23 protein-coding genes are annotated in these 21,750 nt (G+C 39.9%); 16 read left to right on the forward strand and 7 right to left on the reverse strand.

Annotated elements, in window-relative coordinates; translation table 11 throughout:
- The first annotated feature begins 226 nt into the window (after window positions 1-226).
- The 4 genes from H5201_RS07855 to H5201_RS07870 all read left to right on the forward strand — a co-directional run bounded on the left by H5201_RS07855 (window position 227) and on the right by H5201_RS07870 (window position 2,477).
- A complete protein-coding gene (locus tag H5201_RS07855) occupies window positions 227-1,222 on the forward strand; it encodes a fatty acid desaturase (RefSeq protein ID WP_149981415.1) in 996 nt (331 codons plus the stop codon).
- An 83-nt stretch (window positions 1,223-1,305) separates the two neighbouring features.
- On the forward strand, window positions 1,306-1,683 hold the full coding sequence (locus H5201_RS07860) for a VOC family protein (protein WP_182718282.1): 378 nt from the start codon (window positions 1,306-1,308) through the stop codon (window positions 1,681-1,683).
- Between the two features lie 50 nt (window positions 1,684-1,733).
- On the forward strand, window positions 1,734-1,982 hold the full coding sequence (locus H5201_RS07865; RefSeq protein ID WP_145241233.1) for a TIGR03643 family protein: 249 nt from the start codon (window positions 1,734-1,736) through the stop codon (window positions 1,980-1,982).
- A gap of 87 nt (window positions 1,983-2,069) precedes the next feature.
- Window positions 2,070-2,477, forward strand: a complete 408-nt coding sequence (locus H5201_RS07870) for a GFA family protein (protein WP_182718283.1) — start codon at window positions 2,070-2,072, stop codon at window positions 2,475-2,477.
- Window positions 2,478-2,505: 28 nt separating this feature from the next.
- Here H5201_RS07870 and H5201_RS07875 read toward each other — a convergent pair whose 3' ends face one another.
- Window positions 2,506-3,024 (reverse strand): carboxymuconolactone decarboxylase family protein, encoded by a 519-nt coding sequence (locus H5201_RS07875; RefSeq protein WP_182718284.1) that lies wholly within the window; start codon window positions 3,022-3,024, stop codon window positions 2,506-2,508.
- Window positions 3,025-3,334: 310 nt separating this feature from the next.
- On the opposite strand from H5201_RS07875, the gene H5201_RS07880 reads away from it, so the two are divergent.
- Window positions 3,335-4,228, forward strand: a complete 894-nt coding sequence (locus H5201_RS07880; protein ID WP_145241227.1) for an AraC family transcriptional regulator — start codon at window positions 3,335-3,337, stop codon at window positions 4,226-4,228.
- 8 nt (window positions 4,229-4,236) lie between these two features.
- Here H5201_RS07880 and H5201_RS07885 read toward each other — a convergent pair whose 3' ends face one another.
- The gene (locus H5201_RS07885) at window positions 4,237-5,451 is read right to left on the reverse strand and encodes an MFS transporter (RefSeq protein ID WP_182739805.1); all 1,215 of its coding nucleotides are present in this window, start codon (window positions 5,449-5,451) and stop codon (window positions 4,237-4,239) included.
- Window positions 5,452-5,608: 157 nt separating this feature from the next.
- Here H5201_RS07885 and H5201_RS07890 point away from each other — a divergent pair, with 157 nt between their 5' ends.
- From H5201_RS07890 to H5201_RS07910, 5 genes are all read left to right on the forward strand, one after another.
- A complete protein-coding gene (locus tag H5201_RS07890; protein WP_182784150.1) occupies window positions 5,609-7,351 on the forward strand; it encodes a VWA domain-containing protein in 1,743 nt (580 codons plus the stop codon).
- A gap of 180 nt (window positions 7,352-7,531) precedes the next feature.
- Entirely contained in the window at window positions 7,532-8,113 is a 582-nt protein-coding gene (locus tag H5201_RS07895) for a sigma-70 family RNA polymerase sigma factor (protein ID WP_145241223.1), read from the forward strand.
- Window positions 8,103-8,732, forward strand: a complete 630-nt coding sequence (locus tag H5201_RS07900; RefSeq protein WP_182784152.1) for a hypothetical protein — start codon at window positions 8,103-8,105, stop codon at window positions 8,730-8,732. Before H5201_RS07895 ends, H5201_RS07900 begins: the two co-directional genes overlap by 11 nt.
- A gap of 87 nt (window positions 8,733-8,819) precedes the next feature.
- A complete protein-coding gene (locus tag H5201_RS07905; RefSeq protein ID WP_145241219.1) occupies window positions 8,820-9,083 on the forward strand; it encodes a helix-turn-helix domain-containing protein in 264 nt (87 codons plus the stop codon).
- 2 nt (window positions 9,084-9,085) lie between these two features.
- Window positions 9,086-10,303, forward strand: coding sequence for a type II toxin-antitoxin system HipA family toxin (locus tag H5201_RS07910; RefSeq protein WP_182739796.1), 1,218 nt, complete (start codon window positions 9,086-9,088; stop codon window positions 10,301-10,303).
- Between the two features lie 25 nt (window positions 10,304-10,328).
- Here the strand turns inward: H5201_RS07910 and H5201_RS07915 are convergent, their stop codons facing one another.
- The 3 genes from H5201_RS07915 to H5201_RS07925 all read right to left on the reverse strand — a co-directional run bounded on the left by H5201_RS07915 (window position 10,329) and on the right by H5201_RS07925 (window position 14,956).
- Window positions 10,329-12,383: a TonB-dependent receptor gene (locus H5201_RS07915; RefSeq protein ID WP_182784154.1), complete on the reverse strand. Its 2,055-nt coding sequence runs from the start codon at window positions 12,381-12,383 to the stop codon at window positions 10,329-10,331.
- A 65-nt stretch (window positions 12,384-12,448) separates the two neighbouring features.
- Window positions 12,449-13,306 carry a rhombotarget lipoprotein gene (rhlP, locus tag H5201_RS07920; RefSeq protein WP_182784156.1) on the reverse strand — a complete coding sequence of 286 codons (858 nt, stop codon included), beginning with the start codon at window positions 13,304-13,306 and terminating at the stop codon, window positions 12,449-12,451.
- Window positions 13,307-13,375: 69 nt separating this feature from the next.
- The gene (locus H5201_RS07925) at window positions 13,376-14,956 is read right to left on the reverse strand and encodes an ATP-binding cassette domain-containing protein (protein WP_182761530.1); all 1,581 of its coding nucleotides are present in this window, start codon (window positions 14,954-14,956) and stop codon (window positions 13,376-13,378) included.
- 400 nt (window positions 14,957-15,356) lie between these two features.
- On the opposite strand from H5201_RS07925, the gene H5201_RS07930 reads away from it, so the two are divergent.
- The 3 genes from H5201_RS07930 (at window position 15,357) to H5201_RS07940 (ending at window position 17,313) form a co-directional block, all read left to right on the forward strand.
- Window positions 15,357-15,776, forward strand: coding sequence for a hypothetical protein (locus H5201_RS07930; RefSeq protein WP_145241209.1), 420 nt, complete (start codon window positions 15,357-15,359; stop codon window positions 15,774-15,776).
- 101 nt (window positions 15,777-15,877) lie between these two features.
- Window positions 15,878-16,210, forward strand: coding sequence for a hypothetical protein (locus H5201_RS07935; RefSeq protein ID WP_182739792.1), 333 nt, complete (start codon window positions 15,878-15,880; stop codon window positions 16,208-16,210).
- A 14-nt stretch (window positions 16,211-16,224) separates the two neighbouring features.
- Window positions 16,225-17,313, forward strand: a complete 1,089-nt coding sequence (locus H5201_RS07940; protein WP_182718292.1) for an endonuclease/exonuclease/phosphatase family protein — start codon at window positions 16,225-16,227, stop codon at window positions 17,311-17,313.
- Between the two features lie 88 nt (window positions 17,314-17,401).
- Here H5201_RS07940 and H5201_RS07945 read toward each other — a convergent pair whose 3' ends face one another.
- Window positions 17,402-18,778, reverse strand: coding sequence for an NAD-dependent succinate-semialdehyde dehydrogenase (locus H5201_RS07945; protein ID WP_182784158.1), 1,377 nt, complete (start codon window positions 18,776-18,778; stop codon window positions 17,402-17,404).
- A gap of 190 nt (window positions 18,779-18,968) precedes the next feature.
- Between H5201_RS07945 and H5201_RS07950 the strand changes: the two genes are divergently transcribed.
- Genes H5201_RS07950 through H5201_RS07960 form a run of 3 tightly spaced genes read left to right on the forward strand, consistent with a single transcriptional unit; the run spans window position 18,969 to window position 21,123 of the window.
- Window positions 18,969-20,006 carry a nitronate monooxygenase family protein gene (locus H5201_RS07950; protein ID WP_182784160.1) on the forward strand — a complete coding sequence of 346 codons (1,038 nt, stop codon included), beginning with the start codon at window positions 18,969-18,971 and terminating at the stop codon, window positions 20,004-20,006.
- Window positions 19,999-20,565, forward strand: coding sequence for a Crp/Fnr family transcriptional regulator (locus H5201_RS07955; RefSeq protein ID WP_149981224.1), 567 nt, complete (start codon window positions 19,999-20,001; stop codon window positions 20,563-20,565). The genes H5201_RS07950 and H5201_RS07955 overlap by 8 nt, the downstream gene beginning before the upstream one ends.
- Window positions 20,566-20,616: 51 nt before the next feature.
- Complete coding sequence (locus H5201_RS07960) at window positions 20,617-21,123, forward strand: YgjV family protein (RefSeq protein WP_182784162.1); 507 nt, start codon at window positions 20,617-20,619, stop codon at window positions 21,121-21,123.
- Window positions 21,124-21,144: 21 nt separating this feature from the next.
- Here H5201_RS07960 and H5201_RS07965 read toward each other — a convergent pair whose 3' ends face one another.
- Window positions 21,145-21,657 carry an NUDIX hydrolase gene (locus H5201_RS07965; protein ID WP_182784164.1) on the reverse strand — a complete coding sequence of 171 codons (513 nt, stop codon included), beginning with the start codon at window positions 21,655-21,657 and terminating at the stop codon, window positions 21,145-21,147.
- Between the last annotated feature and the right edge of the window lie 93 nt (window positions 21,658-21,750).

Here is a 21,750-nt window from a genome sequence, read left to right on the forward strand (position 1 = left end):
TGTGAATTTATTGACACTCAATTTCACTTTTTATTGTTTGTAATTATATATTCTGTTTTTCAGGTATTCATTACTTTACTTACTTTGTCATATCCAATTTGTTCTATATAAGTTTCCCTTATCACGTTGGCCGATATTCGTTTCTCTTTGCTCGTTGCTCGTTGCTCTAGCAGCTTTTTATTTATTCGGGTATCATTTGCGCAACTTTGATTATCAGTTGCTATTTATGACCACGTTAAGTGCTAAGGAAAATATTCAAGCCATTGTTAAGGCTATTAAAGCTGAAGAAGCTAAGCTTCGTCAAAAGCACCCGTTATTAGCCCATCAAAATACTATCGGGATGGCTATTTTATTATTATCACTCAGTGCGTTAATTGGGGTTGGTGCGCTTTATTACTTTGCTATTATCCCCGCGTGGTTATGTATTATTTTAGCTGCTATTGCTGCGTCAATTTCCCACGAGCTTGAACACGACCTGATCCATAAACAGTATTTTAGTAACCAGCCTTTTCTACATAACTTTATGATGCTAACAGTGTGGCTAATGCGCCCAAATACTATTAGCCCATGGTATCGCCGTAAAATGCATTTACATCATCATAAAGTGTCGGGTACTGAGCAAGACTTAGAAGAGCGCTTAGTGGGTAATGGCATTAAAAAGCCATTGTTACGGGCGTTGGTAATTGTTGATGGCTTACTCGGCTTGTTGATTAACGCTAAACGTTTTAGTAAGGAAATCAAAGGGTTTAGCTTTTTTAAGGTATTTAACGCAGGGTTTCCGGTTACCACAGCGTACTTTGCTATTTTATATAGCGTAATTGTGTTCCATTTAGTTGATTTATTTACCCCACTTGCGGCTAATTCGCCGGCGTTGTTGCTGGACATTATGGCGGTGTTTGAGTTTTTAATGGTGGTGTTGATTGTGCCTAATATTGTGCGTTCAAGTTCATTAAATTTTGTGACTTCATCAATGCATTACTATGGCGGCGTTAATAACATGCTGGAGCAAACGCATGTTTTAACGAGTCGCTTGTTCGCACCGTTTAACTTGTTTTGTTTTAACTTTGGCCATACCCATACGATCCACCATTTTGTGCCGAATCAACCGTTTTATTTACGCCAAATGATCAGCAAGAAAGTACTTGAGGTAATGAAAAAACACGGTGTTCGCTTTAACGATTTTGCTAGCATCAAACAAGCAAATCGCTATCAAGCTTCTTAATATCAAGATACAAATTACTAATTGACCTCAAGTTAAGTTAAGGTTTTAAAGTCGTTATCTAACTCAATATTTAGGTAACGACTATGAACCTTAATCAAATCACTTTACCTGTCTGTGACATCGAAAAAGCAAATCAATTTTACCTGGCCATGGGCTTTACACAAATTGTAAAAACGGATCATTACTCACGCTTTGAGTGCCCTAATAAAGCTACATTTTCTTTATTATTAACTGATGATGTGTTTAGTAATGGTGCGGTTATATATTTTGAAAGCGCAGAACTAGAAAAGTGGGTCGCCTCCTTAAAAGCTAAGGGCTTTGAGTTTGAATCAGTGATCACCGTGCAGCGTTATTTATGGCGAGAAGCGGTGTTAAAAGACCCATCAGGCAATAAAATTAAACTTTATTGGGCGGGGTGTAATCGGCTGAATCCATCATGGCGAGTTGAAGTTACAGATTGATCGTATTCTTGCTATGTCGGGTATAAAGATATTTTGTAGAAGAGTCTGTTATGTTTGATAGTAGCCAAGTGTCTAGAATTATCGAGATGGCATGGGAAGATCGCACGCCATTTGAAGCCATTGAAAACCTTTATGGTTTAAATCATTCCCAGTTAGTTAGTTTTATGCGCGACAATATCTCATCGGGTTCGTTTAAAGTCTGGCGCAAGCGCCATGCTGGCCGTACAACAAAACATTTAAAATTACGCAATCCCGCTATTATGCGCAGCCACTGTAAAACCCAGTATAAAAACCGTTAATGACCTAAACGTTTGTTGAAAATACAAGGGAAGTTGGCGTAAAGTGATACCACTTTAGTTAGTTAAAATTCTATGTAGGGATCTTAAATGCAAATTACCGGACGTTGTCATTGTGGTGAGGTTACTTACCATGCTGAAGTTGATGAAAATAAAGTAATAAATTGTCATTGTACTGATTGCCAAATTATCGCAAGTTCCCCATTTCGCACTGTGGTTATATCACATCCTAACGCGGTTACGTTTACTGCAGCTGCGCCGAAAGAATATATAAAAACAGCCGAAAGTGGTAATAAGCGTGCACAGGGATTTTGTGGTAATTGCGGCACCTCTTTGTATGCAACGTCAGTCGGTGATGGCGATAAAATTTATGGCCTACGTATTGGGGCTATTGAGCAGCGTGAGCAACTTATTCCTAAAGCACAAATTTGGTGTCGTTCAAGCCCATCTTGGTTAAAAGAGCTAAACACTATAACTGGCTTTGATACTGTGCCTTAAGCGTCTAATTTCGTAATGTATATTACTACTATGCGCGCTCTAACAATTTTGCAAAAGATAAATTAGCGCGCATTGCTACGTTTATATCTGCTTTAATAGCCAGTGAATTGATCACGGCATTTATGTGTGCTGCTTCAAATTGCGAATCAAGACATGTAACTAAATGGGCTTGAAGCAGAGCTTGAAAATTATCTTCCACTGCCAATGCCCCCAGCTTTATTGCCAAGTAACAGTGATGAGAAAGCCTGCTTTGGGCGCTGTTTATTTTAGTCGTGGATAGGTGTTCAATTTCTTGCTCAACCAATGCTGTACGATTTGGCTGTCTTTGCAAACATATTTGTTTTAGCACGTTTAGGCTATTTAACGACCGAGGGACACCAATGTAGGTAACCATATAAGAAAATGCACTATTAAGCTCATCAATGGTATGTCCTTTATCTAAGGCTTCGTTCAACAAGTTTTTTAGACGATATAACTCCCCCATTGCTGCAAGTGCGGCAATAGCTGCAACAAACGGGTATTTTGTGTGGTTATTTACTTTAAGCATAATGTCTCTTTAAAAATTAAATTGTTAAAAAGCAAAAATATCGCAGTAGGTAAGCTTTACCTTAGGCTGCTTAATTTGCTGTTTAAAATAGTGCGTAGAGAAGTGAATTATTTGGGTTTTTATAGTGATAACCTGTCAGCGCATTAATATGCCTGAGCGAATATTTATTATTACTGATAATGGCTAAATGTGTTTGTTAAAACCAATGTGTTTTTTGCCTAAAACAACAGATCGTGATTGTTTTTAATATTTATGAGTGTGCTTAGTGCTAAGCTTTGATTAAAGTATGATGAGATCAAATTAAAACGCGATGACTAGTAAACAGACCTTAACCGAATCCGTGTTAGCAATTGCTACACACGATGGTATTTTTAACACTCAGATAGATGCGCTTAAATTAGTACGTCGCAGCAATGTGTCTGAGCCTATGCCATGTGTTTATGGGCTTGGTTTAGGCATAACTGTGCAAGGTGGCAAGCGTGTTACCTTGGGCGAAGATATTTATGATTATGCAGAAGGACAAACATTAGTTGCCTCTGTTGATGTGCCAGTTGTAAGCCATATTACTTCAGCGTCTATACAACGCCCTTTTTTAGGGTTGCACTTATGTATCGACAGTAAAGTTTTAGGTCAAGCAGTTGCTAATATGGATTTTTCATCTCAAGATTGTGTAGCTCGTCAATGCGCTATGTCGGTAGTCGATGCTGATGAGGGTCTTTTAGATGCTATAAATAGGCTGATTAAATTATTAAACGAGCCTAAGCTGCTTTTGCAACTAGCCCCTTTAATCCAAGAGGAGATTGTTTTTCGGTTATTACAAAGCCCACATAGTTATCAATTAAGGCAAATAGTAACCGCAGGATCCGCTAGTCAAAAAATAGCTAAAATTTTATATTGGTTAAAACAAAATTATAAAGATGATTTTTCGATAGTTGACTTAGCTGCTGAGGCGCATATGAGTGAATCAACGTTTCGCCAGCACTTTCGAGAAGTGACTAAACTCAGCCCTTTGCAATATATCAAGAATTTACGTTTACAAGAGGCGAGGCAATTAATGCTGAATCAGCGCCTTGATGCGAATACGGCTGCTTTGCAAGTGGGCTATGAAAGCGCCTCACAATTTAGCCGAGAGTACACCCGATTTTTTGGTCGTCCTCCTCTTAAAGATATAAATGCATTGCGTTTAAGCAATGCATTTATTTAGGCATGTAGTTAGGTATTGCTGTCACTTCTCATGGTGATATTACGTCCACCTAAATAACCAAATACGGCGCACAATGCACTCGCAAAAGCACATAACCATAAGGTGGTTGTCCAATTGCCAAAGTAGCTATGTAATGAGCCTGCGATAATCGGCCCAGAGGCGGCAAGTAAATAGCCCAAGCACTGTGCCATGCCTGAAAGTGATGTAGCCTGACGGGTGTCATGAGTACGTAAGCTAATAAACGATAAACCTAAAATAAAGCAGGCGCCTGAGCAAAATCCTAAGGTGACTGCCCACAAAGAGGCAAACTCAGGTAAATAGAGCAGCCCAAGTGAGCATGTTGCGGCTATTAGTGCTAACAAGCTGGTTAAAATACGTTGATCTTTAAGCTTTGCCAGCAGTGGTATTAAGATAATGCCAGGCACTGCAGACGCTACTTGAAAGGCACCTTGTAGCGCACCCGCATGCTGAGCTGTATGGCCACCTTCAAGCAAAATGCTCGGCAACCAACTAATCATAATATAGGTAAAAAATGAATTTAATCCCAGCAGTAAGGTAATCTGCCACGCAAGCGCCTCGTGCCATACTTTGTTGGTGTTGACACTCGCCAGTAGATCTTTTGTTGGCTTAGTATGAAGTTTTAACTGTGGTAGCCAAATAACAATACTCACTAGGGTAAGTAAGCCATAACAAGCAAGGGCTAATTGCCAGCCGATACTTTTATATTCAGCCAGCGGAATAATAAGCGCGGCATAACTACCACCAAAAATTCCCATCGCTAGTACGTAAGTAGAGGTCATCACTGCCACTTTATGCGGGAAGTCGCGTTTAATTAAGCTCGGTAACAGTACGTTACCAATTGCGATACCGATGCCAATGACTGCTGTACCTAAGTAAAGCATTGGCATAGAGTCAATTAGCCGCGAAGCCAAGCCCAAACCAATCAGAATAAGCGCAATAAACAGTGATATTTCTAAGCCTTGTTTTTTAGCAAGACTTGCCGCCATCGGGCTGGCTAAAGCAAAGGCAATTAACGGCAGTGTTGTGAGCATACCGGCTTGCGAAGGGCTTAAGTTAAAGGTCAAAATTATTTGCTCAAGCACAGGAGCAATCCCTGTAACCGGTGCGCGTAAGTTAGCGGCAATAAAGATAATGCCTAAAATTAAAATAGCAGAAGAAAAAGCAGTTCTTTTAATGGCAGTCGAGTTCAAAACTAAAATCATCAATAAGAAAGAGGGAGCGCAATTATAACTCAGCACTCGTAACGTAGATATTAAATGGGACGAATAGATGCTCATTAAAAAATAATTAACCCCACTTTTTAAAGTCATCCGTTAATAGCCTTAGTGAACCTCATTTGATAGACAACAAGGTGATTTTATGAATAACAAAATTAGTAACACCCAATCAATTAATTTGCGTTTAACTGTGCTGAGCCTTGCGGTTATAGTTGGTTTAACTGGCTGTGAGCAAAGTGCGCCACGTGAGATTGATGAACAACAAAGCCAAGCAAACAACGCGGCGCAAAGCAAACAAAACGATGAACAGCAATTAGAGTTACAAGTGCAAAAAAGGCAGAGTAAAAATGCCATAAGTTTTGCAGCAATGCCGCAAGGAATGGTACATGAAAGTGTTGCTATGCATCGCCCAGGATTACAGCTACAGCTAATGCCGCCAGCCCCTATTGATGACATGGCATTTGAGTCAGAGCAAGATCGTGAAAATTATTTAAAATCCCAGCAAAACCCAGTAAAACAAGTTGGTACTGAACCGGTTTCAACCTTTTCAATTGATGTTGATACGGGCAGTTACAGCAATACTCGGCGTATGCTCAATATGGGGAAATTACCACCTAATGACGCAGTACGTGAAGAAGCTTTTATTAATTATTTTGACTACGGTTACAGTGCACCCAATAGCATAGCTACACCTTTTAATGTTCATACCGAGATGGCAACAGCTCCTTGGAATGAGCATCGGCAACTATTAAAAATTGGCATTAAAGGTTTTGAGATTGAAAAAGCCGATTTAAAAGCGGCGAATTTAGTGTTTTTACTGGATGTATCTGGCTCTATGAATGCACCAAATAAGTTACCCTTATTAAAAACCAGTTTAACCATGTTAACTAAACAGTTAGATGAAAATGATTCAGTTGCAATTGTCGTGTATGCCGGTGCCGCAGGCATGGTTTTGCCAGCAACGAAAGGCAATGAGCAACAAACTATCAGCGCCGCGTTAGATAAACTGGCAGCAGGCGGCTCAACTAATGGCGAGCAAGGTATTGAACTGGCTTATCAAATTGCGGCCGAAAATTTTAAAAAAGGAGGTATTAATCGGGTGATTTTAGCCACTGATGGCGACTTTAATGTGGGCACCCAATCAATCGATAAACTCAAAGAGCTGGTGGCATCTAAGCGCAAGACGGGGATTGCCTTAACTACTTTGGGATTTGGCCAAGGTAATTATAATGATGGCCTAATGGAGCAACTGGCAAATATAGGTAACGGCCAGCATGCTTACATAGATAACATAAACGAAGCACGCAAAGTACTGGTCGATGAACTCAGCAGTACCATGCAAATTATTGCCAAAGACGTAAAAATTCAAGTGGAATTCAATCCACAGCAGGTGGCTGAATATCGTTTAATTGGTTATCAAAATCGCGTACTCGCTAATGAAGATTTTAATAACGATAAGGTCGATGCCGCAGAGTTAGGGGCAGGGCATAGCGTGACTGCGCTGTATGAAATAACCTTAGCCAACGCAGCTCATAAACAAATTTATGAGCTGCGTTACCAATCTAAAGAAGACAAAAAACTGGCTACCAGCAATGAACTCGCCTTTGTAAAAGTGCGTTATAAACAGCCTGACGCTGAGCAAAGTAAGTTGATCACTCAAGCTGTTGCAACACCTAAAGGTGAACTGCCTTTATCGCAAGCCAGCCAAGACTTTAAATTTGCCGCCGCAGTGGCTGGTTTTGCGCAGTTATTAAAAGGTGCAAAATATATCGGAGACTGGCAGTATGAAGATTGCGCTAAATTGGCAACCGCTAACAAAGGCATAGACACATTTGGCTATCGTAGTGAGTTTGTGCAACTCGTTAATAATGCTGCGGCACTGTGATACCAATCAACTTAAATATTTAGTCATTCTAGCGCGCTAAATAAAGCGCTAACTGTGTTATAAATTTCTCAAATAGAACAACTATATGTCAAAGTTTATGCCTTGTTATCACTCTATTTATATGTCGCTATAAATGACTAATAACTTAACACGATTGGTATGATTTAAGTAAAGGATGTTATGACAGAACTAGCTGATGAGCAATTAATGTTGAGTTATGGACAAGGTGATGTACAGGCTTTTACCCAGCTGTACCTACGCCATAAAAATAGCTTATATCGTTATTTTTTACGCCAGTGCGCAAACCCGCAAGTGGCTGAAGAGCTTTATCAAGAAGTCTGGAATAAGCTGATAAAAGCGCGCTCACAGTATCAAGTGAGCGCTAAGTTTACCACTTGGTTGTATCGTATTGCGCACAATGAATTGATTGATCATTACCGCCGCACTGGTACGCAAAACAAATGGCTAGACGGTGATAATCAAGACATTGAAATTGCCGAATTTGCTGATCATAACAGTCGACCAGATGCTGAAAAGCTCGAGCAGGCTCAGCAAGCAGCGCAGTTAAAAGTGTGCCTAGCACAATTGCCACGTGAGCAAAAAGAGGCGTTTTTACTTAAACACGAAGCTGATTTTACCCTCAAAGAAATTGCCGAACTAGCGGTAGAAACAACTGAAAATATCAAAAGCCGCATCCGTTACGCGCTAGCCAAGCTAAAGCAATGTATCAAGTATAAAATGGAGACTAACAATGAGCGATAAGTTAACCGATCATGATATTGCTTCACTTTATAAACGAGGTGCAACGGAGCAACCAAGCTTACAACTTGATGAGCAAATATTACAACATGCAGCTGAAGCCGCTAATGCTAACAAAGTAACCAATATTAATAAGCGCAAACGCTTTTACCAAACTTGGTATGGGCAATTATCTACTGCGGCATCACTGGTGTTAGTCGCGGTTTTATATATGCAAAATACTACTCAGTATCTTAAGCCGTCAGAGGCAATGAATGATCTACAAATTTTAGCCGATGAACAGACTGCTTTAGCACCTGCAGCCTTGTCTGAAATGATGCAAAGCGAAGTGCTAGAACAAAAGCAGCTAGAGCAATTAAAGCAAACTCAAAGGCTTCAACGCAGTACACAATCTTACATGGCAGGACGGCAATTTGAGTCGCAAAGCATGACCGCTAAAAGCGAAGTATTATTAGAGCTTGAAATTATCACCGCAGAGGTAGCAAATAAATTTAAACGTATAGATACACTTATTGCTGATGGTGAAACAACCGCCGCTAAAGCTCAGCTTGCTGAGTTATTAGTAGCGCACCCAGAACTCAAGGTGCACTTAACTGAGCAGTATAAACAGCTATTACAGTAAAAGGTAATCTAGTTATGTTCGCTATATAGCTATATTTTTTGTTTTATACTACCATGTTCGCTATATGGCGAGTTTCTGGTGGCTGCGATGAATAGAATAGAAATAGGAAAAGCGCTTGCTCAGGCGCGAAAAGAAAAACAACTAACACAACGAGAAGTGCAAAAATTGACGAACATTAATAAAAGCACACTATCTGAAATTGAAAACGGTAAATTTACAGGATCATTGGATATCCTTGAGCGTTATACTCATTATTTAGATTATGAGCTAGCTGTAGTACCAAGAACTTTGTCTAAATCACGGTTACCTCGTTGGGATGAATTAAACGATCTTTTTAGTGAGGATAGCTAGTGATGGCTTTTAACCTACCTGAAAAAGTACAAAAGTTGACAGTGTGTATAGATGACAAAGAGCTGGGTGTGCTAACTCATGATGCAATACACGATTATAAGCAAACGCAAAATGAGTTTAATCTATCATTAACTATGACTGAAAAAGGCATGGATGATAGTTATCGATCTGGTGCATTGCATCCTATTTTTGCGCAAAATTTGCCTGAAGGGCATAACCGTAGATACATTGCACAAAGGCTTGCTCGTTACGCCAAAGTTAACGACATGTACTTATTAGCTTTGCAAGGAAGTGATGGTATTGGCATGTTATCTTACCAAGGTGACTTTAAATTACCGCAAGTTGATAGCGTGTCACTTAACGATATTCTTACGTATTCGCATGCACAGCCTTTATTTCCGCAGTTATTAGAAAAATACTATCTCAGGAATACCTTGTCAGGAATGCAACCCAAAGTAAGTATTCCAAGTGTTGAGCGAACAGTTCATCAAAAAGATCTGATCGTAAAATCATTTGATGAAGAGTTTGAGCTGCTTACTGTTAATGAATATGTGTGCATGCAAGCAGCTAAATATTGCGGTCTAGCACCGCCAAATACGTATTTATCTGATAACCTTGAAACATTTGTGATTGAACGCTTTGATCGTGGTGAAAGTGGCACTCAGTTGCTAGGTTATGAAGACTTTACAACTTTGATGAAGCGCTCTTCAGATCCCGATGAAAAATATCGGGGAAGTTACGAAACCCTACTGAAAGCAACCTATTTGTACACGAATAATATGCTCGAAGTTGAAAAAATGTATAAGTACATCGTTTTCAGTTGTTTAATTGGTAACGGTGACGCCCATCTTAAAAATTTTGCGCTGCAGTACACGCCAGATATGAGCAATATTTTTGTTTCTCCACCTTTTGATATTACTCATACATTAATTTATCCAACCATCAATAATAAAATGGCACTTAATATTTGTAAGAGCAAAGAGTTTCCAGACTGTGATCACTTAATTAAGCTGGCTAATCAAGGTCATATCGTAATTAGGAATGCGCAAGAGATTGTTGAATCGTTAGCTCAAGGGGTTATAGAGTATGTTTCAAGGTCACAAGAAGTCTTGCTCTTAAGTGGTTTAAAAGAGTCGATTTTAGCTGGAGTTGATAAAGTGATGACTGCAACTTACAATTCAAAATCATATCGACATGATAAAAAGAAAAAGTTTGAGTAATAGCAGAAATCACTTAATTCAATATTTACCAAGCGTAACTTGCTGAGAACATTATATTACGTGGTCGCCCAGGAAAATAACGGTCGCCAGTAAAGCTGGTGTAATCGGCACGCTCTGCATAGGCGGTATCAAATAGATTGTTAATGCGCGCGGTTAGTTTCAATTGTTCAGTCAGTTGCCATGCTGCGCGTAAATTTAGTAAGTCATGGCCTGCGTAACTGTGTTGGTTTTCAGGATCGGTGAAATAGTCACTGACATGATGCCACTCAATAGCAATTAAGGTGTTATTGGTGACTTGCCAGTTAGCTTGTAGGTTGGCGATATTACGCGGTGCTGTGTCTATGTCGTTACCGTTAATGTTTACTTCAGATAAAACTTGGTCATAGTCGTATGTGTGTATTGCATGGCTTGCTGCTAGGGCAAGTTGAATCGACTGAGTAAGTTGATAATCCAGCTCCAGTTCAATACCACGGTGCTGAGTTTGCCCATCATTAATGGTAAAAAAGTCGCTGTCGCGAAAAATCACGTTTTGTTTATTCATCGCATACGCTGAGAATACATAATGCAGTTGTTGATATTGCCCTTTGAGGCCCACTTCTAGATTGTCTGCTGTTTCAGATTCGAGATCAGCCACTTGTTGTTCGCGCTGTAGCTGATAAAGTTCAGCCGCTTGCGGCGCACGGTAACCGCGAGATAGGTTTGCATATAAATAATTATCAGCACTTAATTGATAACTCAAGCCAAGTTTAGGCGATGTATTTGTAAAGGTATTCTTACTACTTGGCGGGCGCGAGTAACGACAACCGCCAAATCCACATTCGCTGCCATTCTCGTCAGTGCGACCAGCCAGCATATTATTGGTGTAGTCGTAATCAAGCTGCTCAAAGCGTGCGCCTAAACTGATAGCGAGTTGTTGCCATTGCCAATCAAGGCTAATAAAAGGGGCGAGTAGGGTGCTGGTTACATCGTAATCGTAATGCTTACCTTGTGGCACAGTTGCTACTAAAAATGCTGAACCTTGAGTTGGCTCGTCTTGATATTGCAAAAAATCTGCACGGGTGTATTCGCTGTCTAGCCCTAAATTAACAGTTAATTCGTTTGAATACGCATGCTGCCAAAGTGATTGCACGCCAACGCCATTTTGGCTGTTTTCTTCAAGCGGTGTGCCCGGTAAAAAATGCTTAAAGAAGGTCATACTTTGATTGCGCACATACGGGGTAATGGTTAGCGTATCTTTTGCTGTTTGCCATTGTGTTTTTGACCAAAGCCGAAATGAGCGGGCTTTTCTAAATGCATCAGGATCAAAGTTTTGCTGGGCTATTTCATCGTTTTTATAGCTTTCAAAGCCTTCAATAAATCCGGCAGTTTTTTGATCTAAGTGGGTATAGCTCAATCCTGTAGTGACGGATAGATCATCACTTGTATAGCGATGGCGCAGATTGAGCTTTTCTTGGTCTACGCTTTCGTCATCACGGTATCCGGTATCGCGAGTGATACTGGCATTAATACCAAATCCTTGATTGCCTAAATCTTTTCCGCTGCGCAGTTTGAACCGGTTGTAACCGTAAGAGCCTAAATCAACGCCGAGCAAATGTTCATCATAAGTGGTATCAGGGGTGATCACATTAATTACGCCATGCACAGCATTTGAGCCGTAAAGGGCAGAGCCTGGGCCTTTTAAAACTTCAATACGTTGCGCCATTTCGGTGTGCGCTTCAAACAATTCGTTAATATTGCAAAAGCCTGCCGCACGCAGGGGGATGCCATCTTCGGCTGTTAAAATACCGCCACAGGCGCCAGCGCCAGAAAGCACCGGAGAGCGCAGTGCGGGCAAATATTCTTGACCGTTACCATGTTGTACATTGGCACCTGCAACTTGCTTTAATACTTGCTCGATATGGGTCGGTGCGATTAAATCTAACTGCGCTTTAGTGATACTGCTTATTACTAAAGGTAGAGGAGCGGCGCGTACCTCAGCACGAGATGCTGTAGTGGTAATGCGTTCAATGTCGTTTTGCGCGGCGAAAGAATTAAAGGCTGTAGGTGTGATCAGCGCCAGACATAATAATCGAGAAAGCATGAAAGCCCTTTATCTAAAATATTTCAAAAGGGCAGGATATAACCTTTTTTAGGAATTCTAAAGCTTTAGCGATAAACGCTTGTTAGTTTAATGTAGAGCTGTTTAGTTATTTGATCGTGTTGTTTTAAAATTAACATAGCAGTGAGTAACATTAATAAGAAATATAAACTGCCACCACTGCTGCCGTCTTTATAATTAACATTGGCTATTTTGTCTTCTTTGACACGGGTTTTAAATGAACCAAGTTCAGCATCTAAGTTTGTGATCATGTCATCAACAGCTAAGTTAAAACTGCCTTGCGACTGCTCGTTTAAGGTTTCATCAATACCGACGGCTGTACTGCGTTGCTCTACTTTGTTAACTCCCGGAGCTCGAAACAGCATTTTTCTACTTTTCACATCGAAAACAGCTGTATCAACAAAAGTTTGTACGGTGTTTTCGTTGCCAGGAATAACGTATAACCCCACAATTGTTAAATATAAGAATGCAGCATTATTTTCGAGAGTTTGTGATACTTGGTCATATGATACCAGCGCAATAATATCAACGTCATATAATCTAGATACTTGCTCAAGAGTGGTAAATCCTTGACCTCCTTTTAAATAACTACTAGGAATAACTTCAATACGATCAATGTAGTCATATTGCATAAACTGTTTTTTTACTTTCTCAAGCAAGGCAATTTCGTCGTTACTGCGAATGCCAGAGTCATATTGGTTAGGAATAAATGCGATACCTACAGTTGCGGGTAAGTTAAGCGTTGGTATGCTTGGTTGATGAGCCTGACGGCTTTGTTCATCAGGGTATAGAAAATCCACGAGACTACTTGAGCGAGTTTTTTGATTCGTATTTTGGCTGAGCATACTACTGCAGCCAGCTAACGAAGTAATTACAATCACCAAAACCAATTGTAGAGTTTTCATATTATTCCTTTTTATAATTAAGTGATCCGATGAGTTTGAACCTGAAACGATGAAAAAGTTCTCGCTGTGCTATTTTAAGATAATGTTAGTTAGTACATTAGATTGCTTAATAAACTCCTCATCGTGGCTCACCAATATAAAGCTGCCAGTAAAATCAGCCAGATTTTGCGCAAGATGTTGCTTGTTAGCCAAGTCCAAGTGGTTATCGGGTTCATCGAGTAACAATAAAGAGTGCTGCGCATTTTGCGCCGCTATAAGCATGGCTAATTGCATTTTCTCGCCGCCGCTTAATTGGCTAATTGGCCGATAAATATTCTCTCCCTTAAAGCCAATATTCGCAAGCAAATGGCGTACTGTTTGTTGTTTTAGCTGACAGTGTTTTTCTAATGCATTGCATAAAGTGTCTGTTGCTCCTAAAAAAGAGCTGTGTTGATCTATATAAAGCACTTTACTATTTAATTGAAGCGCTGTTGATACTGGTGAATTTGCCGAGTCATTAATCATCCGGAGTAATGTTGACTTACCGCTGCCATTGGATCCTTTTAGGTGTAACTTATCACCACTAAAAATTTGCAGGGTGATTGCTTTATTAGCGCTTGAAAATGGCAAAGTAAGTTTTTCAATAAATAGTAGGCGTTTATTGCTAGTCGGTTGCGTAAACTTTACTGTTTTAGCTTTACTATTTGGTAACTGCTGTTGAAGTGTTTGGCGTTTTTCGGTTAGGGCTTCGCGTTTGACAGAGGCTAGCCGTTCAGAAGCGCCTTTACTTGCTTGGGCACTGTTTTTCTTAAAGTCTAACATCACTTTTGGTTGGCTGGTGGTGTTACGTTTTTTATTACCTTGTGCTGCTCTTTGTTGGGCTTTTTCACGATTAAGCTGGGTTTGCTGAAGGTGTTTTTGTCGCTCCTTGTCAAGATTATTAATTTGCTTTGTAAGCGAAGTTTGTTGTCGTGTTTTTTGCTCATTGAAATGCTCATAATTCCCCGTTTCATAATGAACACCTTGACTGCTAAGCTCAATAATAGCATCGCATTGATTAAGTAATTGGCGGTCATGACTTACTACAATTACTTGCCCTTTAAACGCATGTAATTGGTCAATTAGCCATTGCTTTGCTGATTGGTCTAAATGGTTACTTGGCTCATCTAAAATCAGTAAATCAGGCTTTGTTTGCAACGCGCAAAATAGCATCAAACGCCGCTGTTGACCGCCGCTTAAATGCTTAATTGGCTGGTTTAATGAGGTATCAATAGCAAGGGCTAAAAGTTGTTGTTTGTAATATTGCTCGCATAACCAATCATCATCGATTAGGTTAAAGTCAGCCTCATGGCAGCTTCCTTGTTCAATACGATTAAGGGCGGCTAACTTTTTATCAACTCCTAATAGTTGTGCAATCGTGGATGACGATGTTTGAAGGTGCTGCTCACTTAATTGTTGCTGTGAAATAAGCACGCGAGTACCACTAAATTCAACATGTCCCGAACTAGGTTGTTGTTGGTTTGCCAATATACTCAACAATATTGATTTACCGCTGCCATTAGCACCAATGATCGCGGTGAGCTTTTCATTTATTGAAAAACTAAGTTGTTTAAATTGAGTTTGGCCATCTGGGTGTTGATAGCTTAAATTGTGGATGTGTAATGTATGCATAATGCCTCTGGAGTGTTCAGGGCATGGCGCGCAAAGCAATTAAAATTAACTAGGTATCGTTAAGTCGATAGCAAGATATATGACGAATTTTGCGCCCACTAACCCTGTAAATTCAAAAAATAAAACGAATTTCAACAGGTGTTAGTTATTCATTAATGCGCAAACTCCAGTAAGGTCAGTGAGTTAATAATATACGAATATGTTGTGAGCTGTCAGCCAGTTTTTATTATTTATTGTTTTACAGCATTTTATTTTCTTTAATATAGCTAACTAATTGTTTGTTAAAACACAAAACTGTAAGCACTCACTATCTTTACAAAGTTTACAATTCATTTCATCTTTCATTCAGGCTGACTTGTTAGGCTTTAGTTATTCACACAGATTATGCTAGGAAGTAGCTATGAATAAATTAATCCCCCTGTCTTTGGCTGTACTTGGTTTGAGCCTATTACCGTTTGCAGCAAATGCTAAGCACGAGCGCGAACATGATCGTTATGAACATCGCCATGAGCATCATCATGAGCATAAAAAGCACAGTAAAAAGTACCATAAAAAATATTATAAAAAACACCATAAGTCAGCAGATTATAAAAAGTTGCCGCCGGGTTTATACAAGAAAGTAGGCTACGGGCATGGCTTACCGCCGGGTTGGTATAAAAAATATCATCGTGGCGATCGCCTTGATAGAGATATTTACCGCCGTGGTCGAGTTGTTGAGCGTCATGACCGAAAGGGGATAATTTTACTGGAAGTTGATGATCAGCTAATTCATTTAGTGCATGACACTCGAGAGATTCTCTCTATTGTTACTCGTCACTAAATTTTTACCAAGTCACAACTTGATGTCGGTTATTTAATTTACTTCATAACGAGTTCATGAATTATTGCTATTCTTTAAATGAACTAAATAGGGAGTAAAATATGAAAGCACTTCTATCTACTGCTTTGCTTGGCTTAGTACTTTGCAGCGGCGCAGCTTTTGCAAAAAATGATAACCATGACAAAGACAAAAATAAAGGTAAAGGGAGTTTACCGCCAGGATTACAAAAAAAAGTTGATAATGGTGGTCAATTGCCTCCTGGTTGGCAAAAAAAGTACCACAAAGGTGACAGATTAGATTACGATATCCATCGCCATGGTCGAGTAGTAAAACCGATAGACCGTGATGGTCGTATTACGATTGAAATAGACGATACCATCATTCATATGGTGCATGATACTCGCGAAATTTTGTCAATTTTAAGTCGTTATTAATAAAGGGTTATTGAATGCTAATTGTGCTGGTAAGTATATTAAGTGTGTTATTAGTTGTGACACTTTTACCTATGTCTTTCAGCCAGCATTATTTAATTCGTAGTTGCGACTTTGTTCGTTTACAGGTTTTTTATCTTGCATTGGCTGGGTTGCTTTTAGGTGTTTATTTTGCATTAAGTGGACTATCGCCTTTGGTTGTATCGTCGCTAATCATGGCAACTGTAATTTTGCTTATTCAAGGTAAATGGATATATCCTTATACTTGGCTTGCTAAAAAAGAAGTGGCGCAAAGTCCCGCAGGCAGTGGGCATAGTATTCGTATTATGTCGGCTAATGTGTTGATGTCGAACACTCGCTACCAAGACTTAATAGATTTAGTCCATGAACACCAGCCAGATTTACTTATTACGCTTGAGTCAGATACTAAATGGCAACAGCAACTTGCAGCCATTGAAGAAGATTATCCATACAAAATATTTTGCCCGAAAGATAATCGCTACGGCATGCATTTATACAGTAAATATAAGATAAAAAAACAACAAGTATGTGAGCTTGTAGAAAACGATATTCCCTCAATTCACGTTCTATTTGAGACTGCAGAAGGTCTTGAAGTACAAGGTCATTTTATTCATCCTGCTCCTCCAAGTCCTACTGAAGAAGATACCTCTAGGCCACGAGATACCGAACTTATTTTGCTTGCTAAGGCTTTAAAGAACAACAAACGTCCAACAATTGTTGCCGGCGATTTAAATGACGTTGCTTGGTCAAGAAGTACCCGTTTATTTATGGAAATCAGTGACTTTTTAGATCCACGCAAAGGCCGAGGTTTTTTTAATACCTTTCATGCTGGGTATTTCTTTATGCGCTGGCCGCTTGACCACTTATTCCATAGCCATGGCTTTACTGTTAAACGTATAAAACGGCTAGAAAAATATGGCTCGGACCATTTTGCTCTTTTAACTGAGTTAGTGCACAAACCTGGTAATAGTAACCAGCAACTAGATGACGACATGGACATTCAAAAGGCGGTTAATGAATTGCAAATGGAGAATACTTCTAGCCGAGAAGTGCCTACCTTTAATGATGAAGTAAGTAAAATATAGCGAATAACAGTTATTGTACACTTAACTTATTTAGTCATAAAAAAAAGGGCCAATTAAGGCCCTTTAGAGTATTTTTTATTAGGAGTAGTTAGCTATTAATCATAATCGCTTTAATATTAACAAACTCTCTCATACCAAAACCGCCGTGCTCACGACCATAACCACTGTCTTTAACACCACCAAATGGTAAGTTTGGCTGGGCCAGCCCATAACCATTTATGTTAACCATACCGGTATCAAAATGCTTTTTAGCAAGCTCAATGGCTTTCTTTTCATCTTTACAAAGTATGCCGCCACCTAGACCATAGCGAGAGTCGTTGGCAATGCGCATCGCATCTTCGTTATCTTTGGCTTTGATTAGTGAAGCGACCGGGCCAAATAATTCATCGTCATAGGCCTGCATGCCGGGAGAGAGATTCTCAAGTAATGTGGCTGGATAGAAATAACCCGTTCGCTTAGGTATTTCGCCACCAGTCACAATAGACGCACCAGCCTCAACTGATTGCATTACTTGTTTATGAATTTTGTCTCTTAAATCCTCGCGTGCCATTGGGCCAAGATCGGTGTTTTCATCCATAGGATCGCCAACTATTAAGGCGTTAAATTGCTCTGTTATGCCTTTTTTAAACTCATCGTATAAGGCTTCAACAACCACAAAACGTTTTGCAGATACACAAGTCTGACCATTATTGATCATCCGTCCTTGCAGGCAGGTTTTAATTGCCAGCTCTAAATCTGCATCATCAAGTACTAAGTAAGCGTCGTTACTACCAAGCTCTAGGACAGTCTTCTTCACGTGTTTACCTGCTTGCTCAGCCACTTTTTTACCAGTGCCATCACTGCCAGTAAAGGTAACACCACGGATTGCTTTATGGCTAATAAGCTCGCTGGCTGTTTTACCGTCAATCAGTAAATTTTTAAATACATGACTAGGGAAACCTGCATCGGAGAACATTTCTTCAATTTTTTCAGCCATACCAAACACGTTACTAGCATGTTTAAGTACTGCCGTATTACCAGCCATAATGTTAGTCACGGCATAACGAATTACTTGGTAGAGAGGAAAGTTCCAAGGTTGTATGCCTAGTAACACACCTGTCGGTTGATATGTAATTATAGCGCGACCGTTTTCCATAGGGCGTTCTTCATCCGCTAATATCGTTTGGCCATGTTCGGCGCTGTAACGACATATAGCTGCACAAAGCTCTACTTCTTGTAGACCTTGATTGTATAATTTGCCCATTTCTTGAGTCATCAATGTTGCTAGTGACTCTTTTTGTTGCTCGAATACATGTGCAAGTTTGTTTAAATACTTAGCACGATCGGTCAATGAAATATGGCGCCACTCTAAGAAAGCCTCATGACTTTTATCTATCTCATTTTTTGCTTGCTCTAGGTTAAGCAATGTATAGTCTGCAATAGTTTGTTCAGTGGCAGGATTAATTGTCGTTACTGTGTTAGTCATTTTCATCTCCTTACAAATAATATTGAGTAAAGGAGTGCAAAGCTAACGCCAACTCTGCGCTAAACTATTTAATTATTTTAAGTTGTTGCTATAAAACAGCTTTTAATTTTTTCATTATTATTTTTACTCAGCTATTATTTTTGTATCGGTAAAAAGTTCTGGTGGCTGAAAAAGTTACAAGGAGTATGTTGTGGCGTTATCTTTTTTTAATACGCATTTAGCGCTTATTCAAGCGCCGATGGCGGGTGTGCAAGATTTTCGTTTAGCTGCTGCGGTGAGTAACGCAGGTGGTTTAGGATCATTACCCTGTGCAATGCTCTCAAAACAACAGTTAGTGAGCGAGCTTGATAAACTGACTCAAGCGACCAGTAATCCCTATAACCTTAACTTTTTTTGTCATACGGTCGGTGATTACACCAGCCAACAAAAGCAGCAATGGCATAATTTGCTAGCGCCTTATTTTGATGAGTATGGTATTGATGCTGAAAGCTTAACTGCAGGGGCTTCTCGTCAACCTATTAGTCAATCGGTTGTTGATATTATTGCCCCTTATAAACCCGCGGTGGTAAGTTTTCACTTTGGTTTACCTGAGCAAACGATTATGGCGCAAATCAAAAGCTGGGGCACTAAAGTGATTTCAACCGCTACCACTTTAGATGAAGCTATTTGGCTGAGTGAAAATGGCGCTGATGCTATTATTGCGCAGGGTTTAGAAGCAGGTGGCCATCGAGGACATTTTTTATCAATGGATTTGGCTTTGCAGAAATCTACCGCAGTATTAGTCGAGCAATGCGTGGCTGAACTAAATGTACCCATCATTGCGGCAGGTGGTATTGCAACCACTGAAGATGTACAGCAGATGTATGCGCTAGGCGCCGAGTTGGTGCAAGTAGGAAGTGCCTACTTATTGGCTCAAGAGGCAACTACTTCAGCGCTGCACCGCGACGCTATTTTACAGCAGTCAGCGAATAGCACGGCGCTGACAACGGTGTTTTCTGGGCGCGCTGCCCGAGGGATTGAAAACCGCATTATGCGTGAACTTGGCGCCATGCCGCAGCAAGCTCCTGCATTCCCATTTGCCAGTATTGCGCTAAGTGCATTGCGATCTAAATCAGAAGCACAAGGCAAAAGTGATTTTTCGCCGTTATGGTGCGGGCAAAAATACATTGCAAGAGAGGGGATTAGTGCTGCTGAAATCACTGAACTGTTAGCACCAGCCAATGCATAATTTAGCGATGTTGCCGTTAGGAGATAGTTATCATGCATTGGCTAATGATTTGCTTGTTAAATGTGAGCAGCAATTTGCAGTGAAAACATTTTCTCGCGGTGAGGTGATCTTACAACAAGGCGATAAGCAGCAGTATGGTTACTTAATTTTAGAAGGCGTACTCGCTGCATTGCACACTACTGAAAGTGGCGGGCAAAAATGCAAAGAATATTATTTTAAGGACGAGTTTGCTCTTTTATTTGCTAACTGGCTTACCAATACTCCTGGGCTTTATCAGTTGCAAGTGGTTAAATCAGCGCGATTAATTGCCATTCCGTTAGCTGTATTTGAGCAGCCCGATTGGCAACAACTAAAACAACATTTATTGACCCAACAATTAGTGTTTAAAGAAGCTAAAGAGGCTTTTTTATTATTAAATACACCAGAGCAGCGCTATCGCTATTTATTAGCGCAAAAACCACACTGGATTGCGCAATTGACGCTAACCGAAGTGGCGATGTATATCGGCATTTCTGCTATTTCTTTATCACGAATTCGTCAGCGCCTTAACTTAAGTTAAGGCGCTGCAAGGCTAGGTTAAATTAGACTGCTGTTTTTTTCAGGAGTCACTATGTTTTTAGTTTCACAATGCTTAGTCGCTATCGCTACTTTATTAGATTTAGCGTCATTTCAATTTAAATCTCGAAAATTAATATTGCTGTGCTTATTCAGCTCTGTGCTTTTAACCGCTACACACTTTTTTTTGCTGGATAAAATAAGTGCTAGTTTATTAATGTTGATAGCGGCAGTTCGTTATTTTTATTGTATTTTTAATCGTAGTCAGTGGGCAATGTTGGGTTTTATGTTGTTAAGCACTGTGGCTGTTATATTAACTTGGCAGGGTTGGTTAAGTGGTTTAGCATTGCTAGCAACATTAATACAGACGGTTGCTTCTTTCCAACCGCGAGATATGTTGTTGCGACTATTTATGGTGTTCGGCACTGCATTGTGGATAAGCCATAATCTACTGGTGGGTTCACCGATGGCAGTATTGATGGAGTGCTTGTTTTTGCTCAGTAATTTAGTCGGATTATGGCGTTTTTACTTCTGGTCGAAAGAAGCTAACAGAGCAGATTAACTTCTTTACAGGGCTGTGATCCTAAAGTTGCTTAGCTATCTGTTTTAATAAGTAGGTTTCGCGAATGATTGATAGCCCTTGCTTATCGCTGTTTGCCAGCGTTCGCTCATTATGAGCAATGGCATCATAAATATTAACCCATTTAGCAACCATGCCATTTTGTTGCTCATAATGTTCTAGTTGCGCTTGCCCTAATTGCTCATCGATACTACAAAAATAGCAGTAAGACTTTATATGGATCACTGCATAATCATCTTTATACCAAGGGCGGTATTCTTCATAAAGGCCAAACTCACCGAGTACTTTGATGTTTTGTGCGCCAGTTTCTTCTTGTAGCTCGCGGATTAATCCTTGCTCTATGCTTTCACCTTCATCAATGCCGCCGCCAGGCAAGCTGAAATCTTCATAGCGGGCAGTGTACATTAATAAAATATCAGTGCCTTTTAAGGCAATAGCACGGCTCGTTAGGCGAGTAAATTGACGTGGCTCGCTGGCACTCACACTGGGATGAACGGTGCTTTTAAGTAAGCGCATCAGAATGTTCCTTAAAATTTAATTTAAAAATTATATCTCAAAAAAGATCTAAATCTATTTAGATAGCGTAAATTTCCAGTTAAGCATCGATTT

This window comes from Pseudoalteromonas sp. SG43-6 (assembly GCF_014164365.1).
GTDB classification, from domain to species: domain Bacteria; phylum Pseudomonadota; class Gammaproteobacteria; order Enterobacterales; family Alteromonadaceae; genus Pseudoalteromonas; species Pseudoalteromonas rhizosphaerae.

Coding starts and splice junctions, on each gene's coding strand:
- H5201_RS07900 (WP_182784152.1), top strand. CDS start 8,103: ATGAGCGATAAGTTAACCGATCATGATATTGCTTCACTTTATAAACGA.
- H5201_RS07925 (WP_182761530.1), bottom strand. CDS start 14,956: ATGCATACATTACACATCCACAATTTAAGCTATCAACACCCAGATGGC.
- H5201_RS07945 (WP_182784158.1), bottom strand. CDS start 18,778: ATGACTAACACAGTAACGACAATTAATCCTGCCACTGAACAAACTATT.
- H5201_RS07960 (WP_182784162.1), top strand. CDS start 20,617: ATGTTTTTAGTTTCACAATGCTTAGTCGCTATCGCTACTTTATTAGAT.
- H5201_RS07935 (WP_182739792.1), top strand. CDS start 15,878: ATGAAAGCACTTCTATCTACTGCTTTGCTTGGCTTAGTACTTTGCAGC.
- H5201_RS07915 (WP_182784154.1), bottom strand. CDS start 12,383: ATGCTTTCTCGATTATTATGTCTGGCGCTGATCACACCTACAGCCTTT.
- H5201_RS07875 (WP_182718284.1), bottom strand. CDS start 3,024: ATGCTTAAAGTAAATAACCACACAAAATACCCGTTTGTTGCAGCTATT.
- H5201_RS07905 (WP_145241219.1), top strand. CDS start 8,820: ATGAATAGAATAGAAATAGGAAAAGCGCTTGCTCAGGCGCGAAAAGAA.
- H5201_RS07910 (WP_182739796.1), top strand. CDS start 9,086: ATGGCTTTTAACCTACCTGAAAAAGTACAAAAGTTGACAGTGTGTATA.
- H5201_RS07890 (WP_182784150.1), top strand. CDS start 5,609: ATGAATAACAAAATTAGTAACACCCAATCAATTAATTTGCGTTTAACT.
- H5201_RS07870 (WP_182718283.1), top strand. CDS start 2,070: ATGCAAATTACCGGACGTTGTCATTGTGGTGAGGTTACTTACCATGCT.
- H5201_RS07955 (WP_149981224.1), top strand. CDS start 19,999: ATGCATAATTTAGCGATGTTGCCGTTAGGAGATAGTTATCATGCATTG.
- H5201_RS07880 (WP_145241227.1), top strand. CDS start 3,335: ATGACTAGTAAACAGACCTTAACCGAATCCGTGTTAGCAATTGCTACA.
- H5201_RS07895 (WP_145241223.1), top strand. CDS start 7,532: ATGACAGAACTAGCTGATGAGCAATTAATGTTGAGTTATGGACAAGGT.
- H5201_RS07940 (WP_182718292.1), top strand. CDS start 16,225: ATGCTAATTGTGCTGGTAAGTATATTAAGTGTGTTATTAGTTGTGACA.
- H5201_RS07860 (WP_182718282.1), top strand. CDS start 1,306: ATGAACCTTAATCAAATCACTTTACCTGTCTGTGACATCGAAAAAGCA.
- H5201_RS07885 (WP_182739805.1), bottom strand. CDS start 5,451: ATGATTTTAGTTTTGAACTCGACTGCCATTAAAAGAACTGCTTTTTCT.
- H5201_RS07865 (WP_145241233.1), top strand. CDS start 1,734: ATGTTTGATAGTAGCCAAGTGTCTAGAATTATCGAGATGGCATGGGAA.
- H5201_RS07965 (WP_182784164.1), bottom strand. CDS start 21,657: ATGCGCTTACTTAAAAGCACCGTTCATCCCAGTGTGAGTGCCAGCGAG.
- rhlP (WP_182784156.1), bottom strand. CDS start 13,306: ATGAAAACTCTACAATTGGTTTTGGTGATTGTAATTACTTCGTTAGCT.
- H5201_RS07855 (WP_149981415.1), top strand. CDS start 227: ATGACCACGTTAAGTGCTAAGGAAAATATTCAAGCCATTGTTAAGGCT.
- H5201_RS07930 (WP_145241209.1), top strand. CDS start 15,357: ATGAATAAATTAATCCCCCTGTCTTTGGCTGTACTTGGTTTGAGCCTA.